Source organism: Microbispora sp. KK1-11, from assembly GCF_006874435.1.
Classification (GTDB): domain Bacteria; phylum Actinomycetota; class Actinomycetes; order Streptosporangiales; family Streptosporangiaceae; genus Microbispora; species Microbispora catharanthi.
In genome coordinates this window covers 141,399-158,502 of the sequence record NZ_VIRJ01000024.1, presented here as the reverse complement: position 1 = coordinate 158,502, position 17,104 = coordinate 141,399, and the positions used below count along the sequence as shown (strand labels likewise).

At 72.2% G+C, this 17,104-nt stretch carries 16 protein-coding genes and 1 pseudogene; 13 read left to right on the top strand and 4 right to left on the bottom strand.

Going from position 1 to position 17,104, the window contains the following annotated elements:
* The 4 genes and pseudogenes from FLW16_RS29575 to FLW16_RS29560 all read left to right on the top strand — a co-directional run.
* Nucleotides 1-148 (top strand): annotated as a pseudogene (locus tag FLW16_RS29575) (IS5/IS1182 family transposase); the annotation flags it as partial.
* 103 nt (nucleotides 149-251) lie between these two features.
* Nucleotides 252-446, top strand: coding sequence for a hypothetical protein (locus tag FLW16_RS29570; RefSeq protein ID WP_142563405.1), 195 nt, complete (start codon nucleotides 252-254; stop codon nucleotides 444-446).
* A 3-nt stretch (nucleotides 447-449) separates the two neighbouring features.
* Nucleotides 450-1,553 carry a sensor histidine kinase gene (locus FLW16_RS29565; RefSeq protein WP_142563404.1) on the top strand — a complete coding sequence of 368 codons (1,104 nt, stop codon included), beginning with the start codon at nucleotides 450-452 and terminating at the stop codon, nucleotides 1,551-1,553.
* On the top strand, nucleotides 1,550-2,182 hold the full coding sequence (locus FLW16_RS29560) for a response regulator transcription factor (protein WP_142563403.1): 633 nt from the start codon (nucleotides 1,550-1,552) through the stop codon (nucleotides 2,180-2,182). The genes FLW16_RS29565 and FLW16_RS29560 overlap by 4 nt, the downstream gene beginning before the upstream one ends.
* Before the next feature lie 118 nt (nucleotides 2,183-2,300).
* On the opposite strand, the gene FLW16_RS29555 is transcribed toward FLW16_RS29560, so the two are convergent.
* From FLW16_RS29555 to acs, 4 genes are all read right to left on the bottom strand, one after another.
* On the bottom strand, nucleotides 2,301-2,687 hold the full coding sequence (locus tag FLW16_RS29555; RefSeq protein WP_260615703.1) for a DUF309 domain-containing protein: 387 nt from the start codon (nucleotides 2,685-2,687) through the stop codon (nucleotides 2,301-2,303).
* Between the two features lie 248 nt (nucleotides 2,688-2,935).
* Nucleotides 2,936-3,856: an alpha/beta fold hydrolase gene (locus tag FLW16_RS29550; RefSeq protein ID WP_142563401.1), complete on the bottom strand. Its 921-nt coding sequence runs from the start codon at nucleotides 3,854-3,856 to the stop codon at nucleotides 2,936-2,938.
* Nucleotides 3,846-4,337: a phage holin family protein gene (locus tag FLW16_RS29545; RefSeq protein WP_142563400.1), complete on the bottom strand. Its 492-nt coding sequence runs from the start codon at nucleotides 4,335-4,337 to the stop codon at nucleotides 3,846-3,848. The genes FLW16_RS29550 and FLW16_RS29545 overlap by 11 nt, the downstream gene beginning before the upstream one ends.
* A gap of 251 nt (nucleotides 4,338-4,588) precedes the next feature.
* Nucleotides 4,589-6,565, bottom strand: a complete 1,977-nt coding sequence (acs, locus tag FLW16_RS29540; protein ID WP_142563399.1) for an acetate--CoA ligase — start codon at nucleotides 6,563-6,565, stop codon at nucleotides 4,589-4,591.
* Between the two features lie 261 nt (nucleotides 6,566-6,826).
* Here acs and FLW16_RS29535 point away from each other — a divergent pair, with 261 nt between their 5' ends.
* From FLW16_RS29535 to FLW16_RS29490, 9 genes are all read left to right on the top strand, one after another.
* On the top strand, nucleotides 6,827-7,603 hold the full coding sequence (locus tag FLW16_RS29535; RefSeq protein WP_142563398.1) for a Fic family protein: 777 nt from the start codon (nucleotides 6,827-6,829) through the stop codon (nucleotides 7,601-7,603).
* An 861-nt stretch (nucleotides 7,604-8,464) separates the two neighbouring features.
* Complete coding sequence (ssd, locus tag FLW16_RS29530; protein ID WP_142563397.1) at nucleotides 8,465-9,553, top strand: septum site-determining protein Ssd; 1,089 nt, start codon at nucleotides 8,465-8,467, stop codon at nucleotides 9,551-9,553.
* A 14-nt stretch (nucleotides 9,554-9,567) separates the two neighbouring features.
* Complete coding sequence (locus FLW16_RS29525; protein ID WP_260615702.1) at nucleotides 9,568-10,728, top strand: TadA family conjugal transfer-associated ATPase; 1,161 nt, start codon at nucleotides 9,568-9,570, stop codon at nucleotides 10,726-10,728.
* The gene (locus tag FLW16_RS29520; protein ID WP_142563420.1) at nucleotides 10,725-11,465 is read left to right on the top strand and encodes a type II secretion system F family protein; all 741 of its coding nucleotides are present in this window, start codon (nucleotides 10,725-10,727) and stop codon (nucleotides 11,463-11,465) included. The genes FLW16_RS29525 and FLW16_RS29520 overlap by 4 nt, the downstream gene beginning before the upstream one ends.
* A gap of 321 nt (nucleotides 11,466-11,786) precedes the next feature.
* Complete coding sequence (locus tag FLW16_RS29515; RefSeq protein ID WP_142563395.1) at nucleotides 11,787-12,533, top strand: type II secretion system F family protein; 747 nt, start codon at nucleotides 11,787-11,789, stop codon at nucleotides 12,531-12,533.
* Nucleotides 12,534-13,409: 876 nt separating this feature from the next.
* Nucleotides 13,410-13,580, top strand: a complete 171-nt coding sequence (locus tag FLW16_RS29505) for a DUF4244 domain-containing protein (RefSeq protein WP_260615701.1) — start codon at nucleotides 13,410-13,412, stop codon at nucleotides 13,578-13,580.
* Nucleotides 13,581-13,609: 29 nt separating this feature from the next.
* Complete coding sequence (locus tag FLW16_RS46010; protein ID WP_312847163.1) at nucleotides 13,610-14,209, top strand: TadE family type IV pilus minor pilin; 600 nt, start codon at nucleotides 13,610-13,612, stop codon at nucleotides 14,207-14,209.
* 163 nt (nucleotides 14,210-14,372) lie between these two features.
* Nucleotides 14,373-14,759 carry an Rv3654c family TadE-like protein gene (locus tag FLW16_RS29495; protein WP_142563393.1) on the top strand — a complete coding sequence of 129 codons (387 nt, stop codon included), beginning with the start codon at nucleotides 14,373-14,375 and terminating at the stop codon, nucleotides 14,757-14,759.
* A gap of 363 nt (nucleotides 14,760-15,122) precedes the next feature.
* The gene (locus tag FLW16_RS29490; RefSeq protein WP_142563392.1) at nucleotides 15,123-16,985 is read left to right on the top strand and encodes a hypothetical protein; all 1,863 of its coding nucleotides are present in this window, start codon (nucleotides 15,123-15,125) and stop codon (nucleotides 16,983-16,985) included.
* Nucleotides 16,986-17,104: the final 119 nt, after the last annotated feature.

Genomic DNA, 17,104 nt, shown 5'->3' with positions numbered 1-17,104 from the left:
AGAGCGCTACAAGAAGCGCAACGTTGTCGAGCGGGCGATCAACCGGCTGAAGAACTTCCGGGCTGTGGCCACCCGCTACGACAAGCGCGCTTACATCTATCTCGGCACCGTGACCGTGGCAGCCCTGGTGATCTGGCTCCGCACGTGATCCAAGAAACAGGACCTAGGGGTGCCCGCTTCCTGACGCTCCACCCCGGTCTCCATCTTTCGGAGGTGCCGCTCCACCCCACCCCGTCCCTACCGTCCTCGGCATGGACAAACGCACTGGAGGGTCGGGCCGCGTCTGGCTCGACCTGCTGCACCGGCTCCTGGACGCCAACGGGGGGAAGATGAACGGCAAGTTCCTGCTCGCGATCGTGATCGTGGCCCTGCTGGTGATCGCCGGCTTCGTGGCCTTCCGGCTTATCGTGGTGAACATGATCCTGACCTTGACGGACTCGCGCTAGGCGATGCGGGAGGTGTGGGGGCGGGTCGTGCGGCTGCTGGCGGCCGACGACCCCGAGACTGGCCACATGGTCAGGCTGCTGATCAGCCTGGTCCTCGCCTGGTCGCTGGCGACCGCGTCGCCCGATCGCGCCCCCGCGCTGTTCTGGTCCGCGCTCTGCGCGTCGATGGCATGCTGGCTGGCCTTCGTCCTGCTCGACCGATACTTCTCGCGAGTCGCCGTGGCCCTCCTCGCGGCCGGTTCGGCGATCGCCGCGGCGGTGTCGGGATCGGCCGAGGCGGCGCCCACGGTGTTCGTGTTCGCGATGCTGCTGCTGTTCGCGGCGCACGTGACGCCGAGCATGGGAGCGATCGTCGCGGTCACCGCGACCGACCTGGCGCTCATGGCCGGCAGCATGCTGTGGTGGGAACAGCCGCGATCGGCGATCGTGGTCCGCGCCGCCGTCGTGCTCTGCACCGTGCTCTTCGCGCTGCACCGGCGCCAGTACCGCCGGGCCCAGCAGGACCGGGCCAGGGCCATGGCGCTCGACGAGCGGGCCCGCATCGCCAGGGAGCTCCACGACGTGCTCGCGCACTCCCTCGGCGCCCTGGGGGTGCAGCTGGAGGTCGCCGAGGCCTTGCTCACCGAGCGAGGCGATGTGGAGGGAGCGGTGGCGCGCATCCGCAGGTCGCGGGCTCTGGCCAGGGAGGGGCTGACCGAGGCGCGCTCGGCGGTGGCGGCCCTGCGTGAGGACGTGCCGCCGCTGCCCGACGCGCTGAGCCTGCTGGTCGCCGAGCACCGCAGGGACCACGACGCGCCCGCCGAACTGTGTACGGCGGGCACACGGCGGCCGATCACTCCGGCGGCGGAGGTATGCCTGCTGCGTACGGCGCGCGAGGCGCTGACCAACGCCGCCAGGCATGCCCCGGGCCGGCCGGTCACGGTTGAGCTCGGCTACGGTGAGGGCGCCGTCCGGCTGGTGGTACGCAACCCGTGCGAGGCCGGACGCGCGGTGTCATCCGGGCACGGCCTGCAGGGCATGCGTGAGCGGCTGGCGCTCGCGGGCGGGACGTTGAGCGCCGGACCGGCGGGCGGCCTGTGGGAGGTGCGGGCGGAGGTGCCGGAATGAGGGTCCTGGTCGTGGACGACCAGCAGCTCATGCGTGAGGGCCTGGTGGCGCTGCTGGACCTGGTCGACCACGTGGAGGTGGTGGGCGACGCCGGGAACGGGGAAGAGGCCCTGAGCCTGGTGGCCGAGCTGCGTCCCGACGTCGTGCTCATGGACCTGCGCATGCCGGTGATGGACGGCGTGGAGGCCACGCGGCGGATCAGTCGTGAGTACCCGGAGGTGGCCGTCGTGGTGCTGACGACCTACGACGACGACCGGTCTGTGGACTCCGCCCTGCTGGCCGGTGCCTGCGGCTACCTCACCAAGGACGCCGGACGTGCCGAGATCGCCGCCGCTCTCCGCTCCGCCGCCGCCGGGCAGTCGACGTTCTCGGCCGCGGTGTCCCGGCGGCTGGTCGACGCGCTGTCCCGCGCCGCGCCGCCGCCGGTCACGGCCTGTCCCGACGGGCTGACCGTGCGGGAGGCCGAGGTGCTGCGGCTCGTCGCCGGGGGCCTGAGCAACGCGGAGATCGGCTCGGCCCTCTTCATCGCGGAGACGACCGTCAAGACGCACATCAACAACGCCTTCGCCAAGATCGGCGTCCGCAACCGTACGGAGGCCGCCGCTTACGCGCGCGACAAGCTGCTCTAGGTGCGTCTCCCGGGCATCACGCGGCCGGTTCCGGCCCGGAACCCGCAGCAGCCGTGCCGGTGAGCAGCCCTGCCCGCCGCACCCCCGGCGTCACCGCTACCGCTGACGGGCGGCCTCGCTACTCCTCGGGGGTCAGGCGGGCCAGGATGGCGGCGATGGCGGAGCCGGCGTCGGCGTTCCCCTCGTCGATGGCGGTCGTGACCGCGTCGGCCTCGATGGCCAGGGCCCGCAGGTCCAGCCTGTAGGGCCGGGTGGAGCCGTACGCGCCGAGCCGGGCGGACCCACGGGTCAGCAGGGCGGCGGCGCCGGAGAGGTTGCCGCGCTGGATGTGCGTCAGACCGACGCACATTTGGGCGAGCCCCTGCCACAACTCGCGTTCCTCGGCCGGGCCGGTCTTCCAGCGGGCCTCCAGCACCTCGTGGGCGTGGAACGGCCGGCCCGCCGCGAGCAGCTTCCTGGCCTCCTCCAGCGCCTCCTCGGCGGCGGGGGCGTAGTCGTCCGGCACCCGGGGCACTCCCTCTGTGCCTCTGGGGAGCGGCCTGCCGTACTCGTCGCGAGGGCGTGCATTGCGGGGGCGACCCGCTTCGTCACGGTCACGCATGGTCTCTCCGCAGGGCGCGTGGGCGGTTCTGAGCGGCCGGAACGTCGGCGATCTCCCGGATCACCCGGAGATCAACCAGGAAGTTGGGCCACTTCAGGGCACATTTCTACTATCTATTACTAGATCACGGGTGCCGATCCGGACGGCCGGGTTCAGCGGTCGGGCTCCGGGTCGGAGAGCCAGGAGATGAGCTCGGCGTTGAACTGCTCGGGTCGCTCCTCGTGCGGGAAATGCCCGGCGCCCTCGATCAGCCGCCACCGGTACGGCGCGGCCACGAACCTGCTGGAGCCCTGGGCGGTCCGCGGGAGGATGCACGGGTCGAGCGCGCCGTGCAGTTGCAGCGTCGGCGCCTCGATCTCCGCACGCATCTGACGGGCGTAGCGGAAGCCGTCAGGGCGGAGCTGAGACCGGGCGAACCAGCGGTAGTACTCCAGCGCGCAGTGCGCCACGGTCGGGAGCCGCATCGCCTCCCGGTACACCCGCGTCACGCCGTCGCCGGGCCACTGCGGCCCGGCCCACCTCTCGACCAGCCTGCCGACCGCGGCGCCGCCCTTGCGGGTCAGCTTCCGCTCCGGCAGGAAGGGGAGCTGGTATCCCAGGGCGTAGCGGCTGGCCTTGAGCTGCCCGAGGGGGTCGGTGAACAGCGCGGAGCGCATGCGCAGCGGATGCGGCGCCGACACCGGCACCAGCCGCCGCACCACCTTCGGGTCGAGGGCGCCCATCGTCCAGCCCAGCAGGCCGCCCCAGTCATGGCCCACCACGATCGCGCTCGTCTCGCCGAGCGCGCGCACCAGGCCCGCCGCGTCGACGGCCAGCGTGGGCAGGTCGTAGCCGCGTGGCGGCTTGTCGCTGGTGCCGTAACCGCGCAGGTCGACGGCGACGGCCCGGTAACCGGCCTCCGCCAGCGCCGGAAGCTGGTGCCGCCAGGTCCACCAGAACTGGGGGAACCCGTGCAGCAGCAGGACCAGCGGTCCTTCCCCGGCCTCGGCCACGTGGAACCGCACACCGCCCGCGTGCACCACCCGGTGTGTCCAGGGGCCGTCGACCTCGATCAGCGTCTCGTCAACCGGCATCGCTCACGGACTCCCGGTGGGCGCCCACCTGCCCGGCGGTCGGGCCCGTGTACGGCGGCGGCGCCGGGGCCGTGGTGGGGGCCGGGATCCTCTCCGGCAGCTCCTCCTCCGCCTCCTCCGGGCCCGCCAGGCCGCGCAGGCTCCGCCTGGTGCGCTTCATGCCGGTCAGCCCCTTGAGCCGGCGGTAGCCGACGAGGACCAGCAACCCGGCCATCAGGAGGTAGAACACCGTGACGATCGTGAACGCGAGCCAGGTGGCCAGCCCCACGGCCACGAGGGCGTACGCGATCGCGAACGAGGCCAGGATCAGGCACAGGTGCCCCATGAAGGCCGCGGCGCCGAACAGCCCGGCGGCCATGCCGACCCGCTTCGCGTCGAACTTGAGCTCGGCCTTCGCCAGCTCGATCTCCGACCGTACGAGGGTCGAGATGTGATGGCTCGCCTGGGCGACCAGCGCACCGAGCGATTCGTCCTCGGGCATGAGCGATCTCCTATCTGCGACTATCAAACATCATCTCGTGCCCGTCCGCGCACGCGCACTGAAGCCCCTTGCCTGTGGATAACCCGGTTCGAAGGACGCGACACGCGAAGACCTGCCCGCAGGCGGTCGGAATATGACGGCTCAGGCGATCCGTACGCTCCTCGTCGCGCCGGGCCGTGGCCGGTGCGGAGACGCGGAAGGCGTGGACGCCGTTCGTCCACGCCTTCCTCACGAGATCAGGCGGCTCGTGATCAGTCGTCGCTCTTGGCGCTGGGCAGCTTCTCCGCGATCAGGTTCATGACGGAGCCGTCGGTCAGCGTGGTGACGTCGCCGAGCGACCGGTTCTCCGCCACGTCGCGCAGCAGCCGGCGCATGATCTTGCCGGACCGGGTCTTCGGCAGCTCGGGCACGACCAGGATCTGCCGCGGCTTGGCGATCGGGCCGAGCGTCTTGGCCACGTGGGCGCGCAGCTCGGCGGCGATGTCGTCGCTCTCCTCCGCGCTGCCGCGCAGGATCACGAAGGCCACGATGGCCTGGCCGGTCAGCGGGTCGGTGGCGCCCACGACGGCCGCCTCGGCCACCTTCGGGTGGCTGACCAGCGCGCTTTCGACCTCGGTCGTGGAGATGTTGTGCCCCGAGACGAGCATGACGTCGTCGACCCGGCCGAGCAGCCACAGGTCGCCGTCCTCGTCGCGCTTGGCGCCGTCGCCGGGGAAGTACATCCCCTCGAACCGCGACCAGTAGGTGTCGACGTAGCGCTTGTCGTCGCCCCAGATCGTCCGGAGCATGGACGGCCACGGCTCGCGGACCACGAGGAAGCCGCCGCCGCCGTTCGGCACCGAGTTGCCCTGGTCGTCGACCACGTCGGCGGAGATTCCCGGCAGCGGCTGCATGGCGGCGCCGGGCTTGGCGGCCGTGACGCCGGGAAGCGGGCTGATCATGATGCCGCCGGTCTCCGTCTGCCACCACGTGTCCACCACCGGGCAGCGGTTGGCGCCGATGTGCTCGCGGTACCAGACGTACGCCTCGGGGTTGATGGGCTCCCCGACCGACCCGAGCACCCGCAGGGACGACATGTCGTACTTCGCGGGGATGTCGTCGCCCCACTTCATGAACGTACGGATCGCGGTGGGGGCGGTGTAGAGGATCGTGACCTTGTACTTCTGCACGATCTCCCAGAAACGGCCGCGGTGCGGGGTGTCCGGGGTGCCCTCGTAGATCACGCTGGTCGCGCCGTTGGCGAGCGGGCCGTACACGATGTAGGAGTGCCCGGTGACCCAGCCGATGTCGGCCGTGCACCAGTAGATGTCGCTGTCGGGCTTGAGGTCGAAGACCGCGTGGTGGGTCCAGGCGACCTGGGTGAGGTAGCCGCCGGTGGTGTGCAGGATGCCCTTCGGCTTCCCGGTCGTGCCGCTGGTGTAGAGGATGTACAGCGGGTCCTCGGCGCCGTGCGGCACCGGCTCGTGCTCGGTGGGCTGGCGGTCCACGAGGTCGTGCCACCACACGTCCCGCTCGGTGACGGCGACGTCCTGGCTGGTCCTGCGCACCACGAGGACGTGCTCGACGCCGGGGCACTCGGCGACCGCCTCGTCGACCGTCGGCTTCAGCGCGCTGGGCGCGCCGCGGCGGAAGCCGCCGTCGGCGGTGACGACGACCTTCGCGTCCGCGTCGTGGATGCGGCTCTTCAGGGCGGAGGCGGAGAAGCCGCCGAAGACCACCGAGTGGATCGCCCCGATCCGGGCGCAGGCCAGCAGGGTGATCGGCAGCTCGGGGATCATCGGCATGTAGACCGCGACCCGGTCGCCCTTGCGCACCCCCAGCTCCTGCAGCGCGTTGGCCGCCTTCGCGACCTCCTTCTGCAGGTCGGCATAGGTGATCGTGCGGCTGTCGCCGTCCGGCTCGCCCTCCCAGTAGTAGGCGACCTTGTCACCCCGGCCGGCCTCCACGTGGCGGTCGACACAGTTGTAGGCGACGTTCAGCTTGCCGCCGATGAACCACTTGGCGAAGGGCGGCTCCCACTCAAGTGTGGTGTCCCAGCGCTCCGCCCACGTCAGCCGCTCCGCGGCGCGCTCCCAGAAGGCGAGCCGGTCCTGTGCGGCCTCCTCGTAGGCGTCCGCCGTGACGTTCGCGGCCGAGGCCAGGTCCGCGGGGGGCTCGAACCGGCGCGTCTCGCTCAGCAGGTTCGACAGCGTCTCCTGGGTTTCCTGACCGGGGGTCTCGGTGGCCACTCCGTACTCCTTCACAGCGTCTAAAAGGTTGTCTCTCGTTCGGCCGCCTCGGCCAAGCTGGGGTATGTCGTGTCCCACTTCACCAGGCGAGCGGTGTCAAGTACAAGTAATCGGGGTGGGGGCGTTTTGTCCGGTTACCGCCTATAACCTGCCAACTTAGCGATAGGTGAGGAACTGACCGAGACCGGCGTCGCCTTGGTGCGCTGAACGGCCGTACCTCCTCGGCGAACGACCTTCTACCGGCGGGTATGGTCGGGGGCTGTGAGCGATCCCCTGGCCGTGATCGCCGGGCTGCCCGGCGTGCCCGAGGCCGTACAGGAGGCCCGAGAGGCCGTCGACCGGCTCTATCGGCACCGGGTGCTGCGCCGGCGCAGTCCCGAGGTGTCGGCCGAGTCGGCCCTGCGCGGCGCGCGCGCCTCCGCCGCGATCGAGGGCGTCGACGTGCCGCTCGAGCCGCTGCGCATGGGCGAGGTGACCGATCCCGTCGTGCAGGGCGCGCTGCGCGCCTCGGCCGAGCTCGGACGGCTGGCCCCGACGTGGCGCTCGGCGCCGCGGCAGGTCCTCGCCCGGCTGCACGCGCTGGCGGCGGCCGGGATGACCGCCGACCCCGGCAGGCCCCGGACCGCGCCCACGACCGCCGATCCGCTTGGGCTCGGCCCCGCGCCCGGGCCGGAGGAGACCGCGGCCCGCATGTCGGCCCTCGCCGGGCTGGTCACGGATTCCACCGCGGCGCCCGCCCTCGTGCTCGCCGCGATCGTGCACGCGGAGCTGGCGGTGCTGCGTCCGTTCGGCGTGGCCGACGGCCTGGTCGCCCGCGCCGCCGAGCGGCTCACGCTGGTCGACCTCGGCCTCGATCCGAAGTCGCTCGCCGTCGTGGAGGTGGGCCACGCCGACCTCGGCGACGCGTACGCCGAGGGCCTCAGGGCGTATCTCAAGGGCACGAGTGAGGGCGTCGGCACCTGGGTGAGGCACTGCGCCTCGGCGGTCGTCCACGGCGTCCGCGAGACGACGGCGATCTGCGAGGCCATGTCCCGCTGATCCGCCTCGCGTGCCGCCGTACGCGGCGCCTGTGCGGGCGAGCCGGCCCGCTGGGACTGGCTGGGGCCGTGTCCGGGCCGCCATGCGCGGCGCCGGTGTGGACAAAGCAGACGGCGTCCCTGGTGTGGAACGCCGTCGCCGGTACGTGTCACCGGGTTACCAAGCGTGCACCTGAATCTGTCGGAGCGGGTCAAGCCCGTCTCGACACGCCTCCCGCGGCTGGTCGCGCGTGGGTACCCGATGCCGTACACGGACCCGCAGGTCCGTAATCCCTTTTTACGTCCGTTTCCCCGAGATGGAAACCCCTACGGCCAAGAGCTTTACCCCGTCACTTGCGTCATTCATGTACCTCTGTCCCCATTGATGCCGTTTGTCGGCATGAAGGGGTAGGGGCGGTGACTCCTCGTGGCCGGTGCCCGTACCCGTTGCGACCGCGACTGTCGACATGCCACACTGACTCTGGGAAAAAGTTTTACTCAGATTGGAGAGGGTTCTCGACGTGCCTCTCTTGATCAGGCAGCATACGATGTGTCTCTCCATACGGAACGGCGTGCGCGGCTTGATGGCGTTGGAACCCTTGCCATGTCCTGGTCCGTTGTTTAAAGCTTTCTTGTAATACGGGACCGGCTCTACCCCCCCAGAGCCGGACCGCTAGGCGACCCCCGCTCTCCCCCCCGGCGGGGGTCGCCCTTTTTGTTGATCAACCTGGCTGCGGCCAATATGGACGACCCGAACTGCCCGGTCCTGTCCACAGACCGGGCTTCGTCCACAGAACGCGGCTCGGTCGCCCGCGCCGGTCGCGGCCTCTCGCATCGTGGTCCTCCCAAACGCCGAGGCGTCCCGGACGACAGGGAGACACCGATGCCGCGCCCACTGGCCATAACCGACGATCACGAACTCCTCGACGATCTGCTCCGCATCGCCGCCGCCGCGGGCGTCGAACTCGACGTCGCCCACGCGGCGGCCCACGCCCGGCCCTACTGGATTCGGGCTCCGCTGGTCGTGGTCGGCAGTGACCTGGCCGACGATCTGGCCGCCACGGGTCCGCCGCCCCGGCAGAACGTGGTCGTCGTGACGCGGACGGCCGACGACCCCGACATGTGGCGCAGGTGCGTCGCGGTCGGGGCGCACACCGTGCTGGAGCTGCCCGAGGCCGAGCGGCTCCTCGTGGAGGAGTTCGGCGACGCCACCGAACCCGTGACCAGGGCCGGCACGGTCCTGTGCGTCGCGGGAGGGAAGGGCGGCGCCGGCGCCACCGTCCTCGCGGCGTCCCTGGCGCTGACGGCGTCCCGCGGCGGGCTGCGCACGCTCCTCGTCGACGCCGACCCGCTCGGCGGCGGCATCGACGTGCTGCTCGGTCAGGAGGAGGCCCTGGGCGCCCGCTGGCCCGACGTCGTCGGGAGGGAGGGCAGGGTGAGCTTCGCCGCCCTCCAGGAGGCGCTGCCCACCTTCGGGGAGCTCACGGTGTTGTCGGCGCATCGCGGCGAGCCGGTGCGCATCCCCCGGGAGGCGATGCGTGTCGTGCTCGACGCCGCGCAGCGCGGCTGCGACCTGGTCGTGGTCGACCTGCCCCGGTACGTCGGCGAGGGCGAGGCCGAGGCGCTCTCCAGGGCCGCCGCGACGATCGTCGTCGTTCCCGCGGACCTTCGAGGAGCGCTCGCGGCGGCCCAGACGGTGACGCTGCTCCGGCCGGGGACCGGTGACCTGCGCCTGGTGATGCGCGCCGGGACGCTCGATCCGGAGGTCGTCGCGGCCTCTCTGTCGGTCCCGTGCGCGGGTGTGCTCCCCGAGGCGCGCGGGCTCGTGGAGACGCTGGATCGGGGAGACCCGCCGCCGCTGCGCCGCTCCCCGCTGGGCCGCTTCTGCGGTGAGCTGCTCGAGTCCCTCCTGGGCGGGCTCTCCCAGAGCGGCAGGACCGGCCGGCCGGCCGCCGGGGCAGGTGGCCCGTGACGCGCCAAGGACCGGTGACCGTTCCCGGGGTGGGTGCGGACCTGGTCGAGGCGGTGCGCGTACGGCTGTCGCAGACCGGTGCCGCCCCCAGCGAGGCCCAGGTGGCGGCGGCCCTGCGCGCGGAGCGGGCCGTGCTCGGCGACGCCGAGGTCCTGGCCGTCGCTCGAACGCTGCGGGCCCATCTCATCGGCGCGGGCCCGCTCGAAGCCCTGCTGGCCGAGCCGGGCGTCACGGACGTCCTGGTCAACGGGCCGCGCGAGGTGTGGGTGGACGACGGGGACGGTCTGCGCAGGACGGGCGTGACGTTTCCGGGAGACGACGAGGTCCGCAGGCTTGCCCAGCGCCTGGCCGCGGCGGCCGGGCGTCGTCTCGACGACGCCTGCCCCTACGTGGACGCCCGGCTCGCCGGCGGCGTGCGCCTGCACGCGGTCCTCCCGCCGATCGCGGCGGAGGGGACCTGCCTGTCCCTGCGGCTGCCGTCACGACGGGCGTTCACAGTGGAGGAGCTCGCCGCGGAGGGCGGAGCCGCCGTGCTCCGCGCGATCATGGCGGCCCGGCTGGCGTTCCTGGTCACCGGAGGAACCGGCACCGGAAAGACGACCATGCTGAGCGCCATGCTCTCCCTCGCGGGTCCCGCGGAGCGCCTGCTGCTGGTCGAGGACTCCGCCGAGTTGCAGCCTCTGCACCCTCACGTCGTACGGCTGGAGGCCCGGCCGCCGAACCTGGAGGGCGCGGGCGGGGTCGGGCTGCGCGATCTCGTACGGCAGGCCCTCCGGATGCGGCCCGACCGCCTCGTGGTGGGCGAGGTGCGCGGAGCGGAGGTGGTCGACCTGCTGGCGGCGCTCAACACCGGCCACGAGGGCGGCTGCGGCACGCTGCACGCCAACAACGCCGCCGACGTGCCCGCGCGGCTGGAGGCTCTGGCCTGTGCGGCGGGGCTGTCGCGGGAGGCGGTGCACAGCCAGATCGCCGCCGCGCTCGATCTCGTCATCCACCTTGTGCGGGAGGCCGGCGGCGGTCGCCGCCGCGTTTCGGAGATCTGCGTGCTCGATCGCGGCACGTCCGGCCTGGTGACGGCGGCTCCGGCCCTGACCTTCGATGCGGACGGCCGGGCGCGGCGGGGCCCGTCCTTCGAGGCGCTGCGCGCACGCTGTCCGGCCTCGTGGCCGTCATGACGTCGCCGGGCGGGCTGGTCACGGGGCTGGTCGCGATGCTCGCCGCCGCCCTCGCCGCCTGGGTGTGGGCCGGGCCCGACGCCGGGACGACACGGCTGGCGTCGCTCACGCGGAACCGGCGGTCAAAGGACCTGCGCAGGTTCTGGGTTGTACTCACCCGCCGTCCACGGCCAGGGACGACGGCGGCGGCCTGGCGTGCGGCGTGCATCGAGCTGTGCCAGAGCCTGGCGGCCGAACTGTCGGCGGGCAGGACCCCGGGCGACGCCCTCGCTCGGGCGGTCTCCTCGGTCGGCCCACCCGATCCGGCCGTGCTCGCCCCTGTGGTCGCCGCCGCCCGGGATGGCGGCGACGTGGCCGCGGCCCTGCTGAACGCCGCGCCCGCGCGCGGCGGCGAGGGACTGGTCCGGCTGGCCGCGTGCTGGCGGGTGAGCGTGGCCGTGGGTGGCGGCCTGACCGCACTGGTGGAACGGGTGTCCGCGTCCCTGCGGGAGGCGCAGGCCCATCGGGAGGAGGTGGCCGCCCAGCTTTCCGGACCTCGGGCGACCGCCCGGATGCTGGCGGGCCTGCCCGTGCTCGGCCTGCTGATGGCCGCAGGACTCGGCATGGATCCGCTGGCGTTCCTGTTCGGCAGCCCGGCGGGGTTCGTCTGCCTGGTCGTCGGGCTCGCCCTCGACGCCGCCGGCGTCTGGTGGACCAGCAGGCTCGTCGCCCGGGCGGAGGATCTGACGGTGCCGTGATCGGACGGCGCCGTCATCGACGTGCGGGAACGGTGCGGTGGTCGGACGGTCCCTATCGGACGCCCGCCGGGCCCGGGCGGTCCCGATCGCACGCGCGCCGGGGCCGGGCGGTCCCGATCGCACGCGCGCCGCGAGACGTCGCGGACGGAAGCCGCGAGTGGTGCCGGCGGCTGCCGGAAGTGACGGAGGCGTCGCCGGTGGTGCGCGCGTCGCGAGTGGTGGTCGCGGCGGGTGTCGTGGTGAAGAGGACAGCCGTCGTCGTGGGAGGCGACGCCGATTGTCCTGCCGGAGACGGTTGTCCTGCTGGAAAGGAGGCGAGACATGATCGCCGTACTGGCCGGGCTCCTGACCACGCTGGCGGTGCTGACGTGGCCGGTTGCCCGGACGCCGGCCGTGCGGCTGAACGCCATCGCGTCGTCGGCGGCGGCGCAGGCGCCGGCCCGGGGATCACCAGGGATGGGCGCGAGCGCGTCACGCCGGGGGGTGGCCGTCGCGGCACCCGTGGGATTCGCGCTGTTCCTGCTTCTCGGTGGTCTGGTGGGCGCGTGCACAGGGACGGTGGCGGCCGTCGGTGTGTTCGTCGCCGTTAGCAGGCGGGAACCGGCCGAGGTCAGGCGCCGCCGGGAGCGTGTGGGAGCAGACCTTCCGTTCGCGGTCGACCTGATCGTCGCCTGTCTCCGGGCAGGACAACCGATGAGCGGGGCCGTCGAGACGACCGCCGTCGCGATCGCGGGCCCGGTGGGCGAGCGGCTCTCGTGGGCCGGTGCTCAGATGCGCCTGGGCGCACCTCCTGAGGAGGCGTGGGCCGCTCTGTCCGATGAACCGGCGCTCGCCGCCCTGGCGAGAACGATGATCCGGGCCGCCCAGAGCGGTGCGCCGGTCGCCGACGTCCTCACCCGGCTCGCCGACGACGCCCGGCGTACGGCTCAGGCGACGGCCTCGGCCGCGGCACGAAGGGTGGGTGTCCACGCCGTCGCACCGCTCGGGCTCTGCTTCCTGCCGGCCTTCGTCTTCCTGGGGATCATCCCCATGGTCGCGGGCCTGGCGGGCCAGATCCTCCTGCCATGAACAACCTGTGGACAGCCTCATCCACAGCTGTGGACAGTGGGTGGGGTAAAGGGTTCAGAAGCTGCCCAATCGCTGATCGTCGATCCACAGATGAGGGCGCTGTGGTTGTGGACAACTGCGGCGGCAGGGCTCTTGTCCACAGAACCGTGCTCGGCCCGAATCCCTCCGTCCGCGATCCCGCAGTCTGGCCCCAGCACGGGCGGAGGGGCCGCCCAGAGCGGGTCAGGAGGACCGATGAGCAAGCACGCCGCGACCGGCCGGAGGAACCAGACGGGCGCGATCCTCCGGCGGCGAGACGGTGACGTCGCGGGCCGTCACAGGGCGCGGCCGGCACGATGGGCGGCGCTCGTGCGCTCGGCACGGTGGGCGCTGCTCGGCCGCTCCGGGCGCGCGTCAGTGTTCACCCGCTTCGGCCGGTGGGCAGGATCCGGCGCTTCCGAAGCCTCGGGGTCGTCGACAGGTCGGGGGCCGAGCTTCGGCCGCCTGGCACACCGGGCGGTCGGCGGCCGGTGGGCGATTGCCGGCCAGAGGGCGGGAGGCGGGCTGTGGACGGAAGGTGGCCGCCGCCGATCTGGCGTGGGCGCGGTGGGAAGCGTCCTCGCTCTCAGCGCTCTGGCCGTCCTTCCGAGGGTGGGACGGCCGGGGGCCCAAGGTGCAGGGCGTCAGAGTGCCGGGCGTCAGGCTCCCGGGGGTCAGGGTGTCGGGGGTCAGGGTGCCGGGAGTCAGGGTGCCGGGAGTCAGGGTGCCGGGAGTCAGGGTGCTCGGCTCTGGACCGCCGCGCGGACGATGGGCGACGCCCTGCGGAGGTCGTCCGCCGCGCTGCGGCGATCGGTCGCCCGGGCCTCGTGCCGAGCTCGAGAGCTGAGCGTCCAGTGGGTGGTGCAGGCCGAAACGAGGGCCGACGCGGGCATGTCCACCGCGGAGTACGCCGTCGGCACGATAGCCGCCTGCGGGTTCGCCGCACTGCTCTGGAAGGTGGTCACCAGTGCCGAAGTCAGGTCGATGCTCGCCGCGCTCATCCAAAAGGCGCTGAAGCTGGCCGCCTGAGGCTCCCGGCGGTGCGCCGCTGTGCCTGGATGCCGCGACGGCGTGTGGTGGACGTGCCGCCTCGCCGGGAGCGAGGGTCGGTGACCGCGGAGACCGCTGTCGCACTTCCGGCCCTCGTGGTGGTGCTGATCGCCTCACTGTGGGCGGTGACGGTCGTGGGCGCGCAACTGCGATGCGTCGACGCGGCCCGGGCCGGCGCACGCGCCGCTGCGCGGGGCGAGGCGGCGGAGGAGGTGAGCGCGGCAGTCCTGCGACTGGCGCCCGAGGGTGCCACGGTGTCCATTCGCGTGGGCGCGGACACCACCCGGGTCGAGGTCATCGCGACCGTCCGGCCGCCCTTCAGGTCGCCGCTCCCGCCGGCTCGCCTCCGGGCCGCCGCCGTCTCCGCCACCGAACCCGGCGTCCTTCCGTCGCTGTCGGCGGCTGCGGAGGCGACCCGGTCTGCGGGCCGCGGGAAGACCTCGTCGCTCCGAGATCAGGCGAACGCGAATGACGATCGACTCCGAAGCCGTATGAACGCGGCCGGCAGTCACCCTGAACGCAGTCACCCTGAACGCAGTCACCCTGAACTCGGAGGAGCCGGAGGAGCCGGGGGAGCGCGGCTCGCGGGAGCGGGGACACGCGAATGACGGATGGCTTCGGACCCGCAGGCGCGGGAGCGGTGCCCCGGGACATCCCACGGGAGTCGGGTGAGTGCGGCTGCCGGACGGGCCCTGAGCCGAGGGAGCGCCGGGATCACTCAGAACAGCCAGGACGGTCATTACTGATCGTCGCGGACATGAGGGCAGGCGAATGAGATTTCAGGCATGCGAGGGCGGGGCGCGCTCCAAGCGGGAGCGGGGCTCGGCGACCATCTGGACGATCGCCCTCATGACCGCCGTGTGGGCGATGGCGATGGTCGTCGTCCACGTGGGTGTCGCTCGCGTCGCGCGGCACCGCGCACAGAGCGCCGCCGACCTCGGCGCGCTCGGGGCCGCTCGCGTGGCGCTGGCGGTCCCGGATGAGGCGTGTGACCGTGCGCAGGCGATCACGGTCGCCAACGGTGCGTCACTGCGGTCGTGCTCGCTTTCGGACGGTGTCGCCGAGGTCGCGGTAACCGTCCGGTTCGTGGTCCCCCTTCTCGGCCCCGCGACGGCCACCGCCTCCGCATCGGCCGGTCCGGTCGGCGCCGCCGCATAGGGGGCGGTCGCCGTGGGCGGATCACCGCGTGAAAAGAACAAGATTGCCCTTCTCTAGGGGTCCGTCTTAGGTTTGACAGCCGTGGCAACGCCCGTCGAGCCTCGATCAGGCATCACCAGTCGCTGCGGGCGCGGCCGGGCATATGGCGCATTTCTGATCTTCCGTAATGTGAGACTACTTGTGTCGCAATAGAATCACGACTTCTTAGACATTCGGTCCAAGAGCGGACGGCTGACGTAAAGTGCCGCGTACTCTCAGTCGCCGTACGTATTCGGCCGAGGCAGCCGGGGCGGACGGTTCTCCATGAAGGGATGCGTCGTGACCAGGGTTCGTAGGCTGGGCACAACGGCGATGATCGTTTTGATGGCTCTGGCGGCCACGCCGATGATCGGCGCCACACCCGCGAACGCGGCCGACGCCGAGATCCTGTCCCCCGCGGACGGGGAGGTCGTCAGGTCATCCGGCGCGGTGGCCGTGTCCGCGAAGACGGACTGGTACCAGGTCAGCATGGCCCTGTACGTCGAGGGCCCCTCCGTATCCCGGCAGAAGGTCGCTTCCGGTGGCGCGAACCAGACGATCAGCGGATCCTTCGACCCCGGCGACGCCCCCAACGGCACGTTCACGGTCAGTTTGTTCGGTGAGGTCACACAAAAGGCCTACGCCACCTCCACCTTCGTGCTCAGCCGTCCGCCGGAGGCTCCCTCAGGGGTCGAGGCACGGCTCAAGAACCCCTCGACGGTCCTGGTCAGCTGGGCAAAGGGCGCGGAGCCCGATCTCCAGTCGTATGAAATCACCTCGCTTAAGGCCGGCAAGTCCGGTTCCGTCTCCGCCGACTCCGCCTGCTCCGGTTCCAGCTGTCAGACGAGCCTCACGCTTCCGGCCGGCATGGGCGGCCAGAAGGTGGACGTCTCCGTCCGCGCGCTCCGATCGGACGGCATGGGCGGCACCGTGGCATCTCAACGGTCCGCGGCCGCGTACGTGACCGTTCCCGCCCCGAAGGCATCCCGGCGCCCCTCCCCGTCGCCGTCGAGGAAGCCGGCCCAGTCGGAGGTCAAGTCGCCCGCCGCCACGACTCCGAAAACGCATCAGTCCACCGCCGTGCCGAATCCGGAACCGGCACTGCCGCAGAACACCGAGCTGCCGAAGGACACCGAGCTCACGCTGCCGGAGGCGAGCGGCGGCAGTGACCAGACCGAGCCGGTGGTCGTCCCGGAGAAGACCGACGATCCGAAGATGACGGCTCAGTCGTCTTTCCTGCCGCTCGGCGGGCTGAGCTTCGGCGTGTACGTCGCGCTCGCCGTCGTCCTGCTGCTCACAGGCGCGAACCTGGGCGCCTGGCTGCGGCGCAAGGGCCTGACAAGTGACAGCGCGGGCGAGGGACGATCCGCAGGCGCGGAGCCGCGGCCGGTGACAGGAAAGACGGCCGCCTCGCCCGAGGCCGCCACGGTGGCGAGTGGCGCGGCCGCGTTCGGCGGCGCCGCCACGGCGAAGGCCCGGGGCAACGCGCCTGTACGACGTCCCTCCGTAATCCTGGCCAGGCCGAAGGCCCGCGAGAATCTCCCGGAGACGGAGGCCGACACCGAAACCCGCTTGGCCGCGGTCTCCTCGACGACCGACGACACGGGCACCATCCCAGGCGCCGGCACGATCACGGGCACGGACACGGGCACGGACACGGAGACCACGTTGTCCGATCACGAGCCGGTCGCCCCTCTCGACTGGCCGGACCAGCAGGAGCCGCTGCCGGTTACCGCTGAAATCGGCCCTACCGCTGCAATCGGTTCCACCGACGAGATCAGCCCTACCGCTGAAACCAGCCCTGGCGAGACGTCCGCGGCCGAGGCGACCTCCGCTGCCCCCACAGCCGAGGACGGCGCCTCCGCGGACTCTGCCGTCGAGGCTTTCCCCGGATCATCGTCCGGTGACCTTTCGCCCTCGGCCGCCCCCGCCGCAGGCGAGCCGCCTGCGCAGGCTGCGCTGGACCGGTCGGCGCCGCTTCCGCCGTTGACGGCACGGCCGGACGACGGCGGCCGGACGGCTCCCGCTCACGTATCACTGTCTCCGGCGGCGCTGCCCGGGCAGATGCCGGTGGTTCCCGTGCCGGCGGTGCCCGCGGGTGCGGCGATCAACGGTCAGATGCCGGAACGGCCTCTCCGCCAGCCCGAGCCGGACGTCTGGACGGAGGAGGACGACAGCCGCTACTCCGGCCACCGCCGCGACCTCTGACGGTCGCGTGTTCCGGGCGCCTACCGGGACACGTGCCTTCGGCGCCTGCCGGCTCCGTCCGCCTCTGTTCGCTCTGCGAGGCAGGGGTGAGCCCGCCCGCTGAGAGAGTTCGTACGTGT

Coding starts and splice junctions, on each gene's coding strand:
- FLW16_RS29495 (WP_142563393.1), top strand. CDS start 14,373: ATGAGATTTCAGGCATGCGAGGGCGGGGCGCGCTCCAAGCGGGAGCGG.
- FLW16_RS29515 (WP_142563395.1), top strand. CDS start 11,787: ATGATCGCCGTACTGGCCGGGCTCCTGACCACGCTGGCGGTGCTGACG.
- FLW16_RS29550 (WP_142563401.1), bottom strand. CDS start 3,856: ATGCCGGTTGACGAGACGCTGATCGAGGTCGACGGCCCCTGGACACAC.
- ssd (WP_142563397.1), top strand. CDS start 8,465: ATGCCGCGCCCACTGGCCATAACCGACGATCACGAACTCCTCGACGAT.
- FLW16_RS29565 (WP_142563404.1), top strand. CDS start 450: ATGCGGGAGGTGTGGGGGCGGGTCGTGCGGCTGCTGGCGGCCGACGAC.
- FLW16_RS29570 (WP_142563405.1), top strand. CDS start 252: ATGGACAAACGCACTGGAGGGTCGGGCCGCGTCTGGCTCGACCTGCTG.
- FLW16_RS29520 (WP_142563420.1), top strand. CDS start 10,725: ATGACGTCGCCGGGCGGGCTGGTCACGGGGCTGGTCGCGATGCTCGCC.
- FLW16_RS29490 (WP_142563392.1), top strand. CDS start 15,123: ATGGCTCTGGCGGCCACGCCGATGATCGGCGCCACACCCGCGAACGCG.
- FLW16_RS29545 (WP_142563400.1), bottom strand. CDS start 4,337: ATGCCCGAGGACGAATCGCTCGGTGCGCTGGTCGCCCAGGCGAGCCAT.
- FLW16_RS29560 (WP_142563403.1), top strand. CDS start 1,550: ATGAGGGTCCTGGTCGTGGACGACCAGCAGCTCATGCGTGAGGGCCTG.
- FLW16_RS46010 (WP_312847163.1), top strand. CDS start 13,610: ATGCCGCGACGGCGTGTGGTGGACGTGCCGCCTCGCCGGGAGCGAGGG.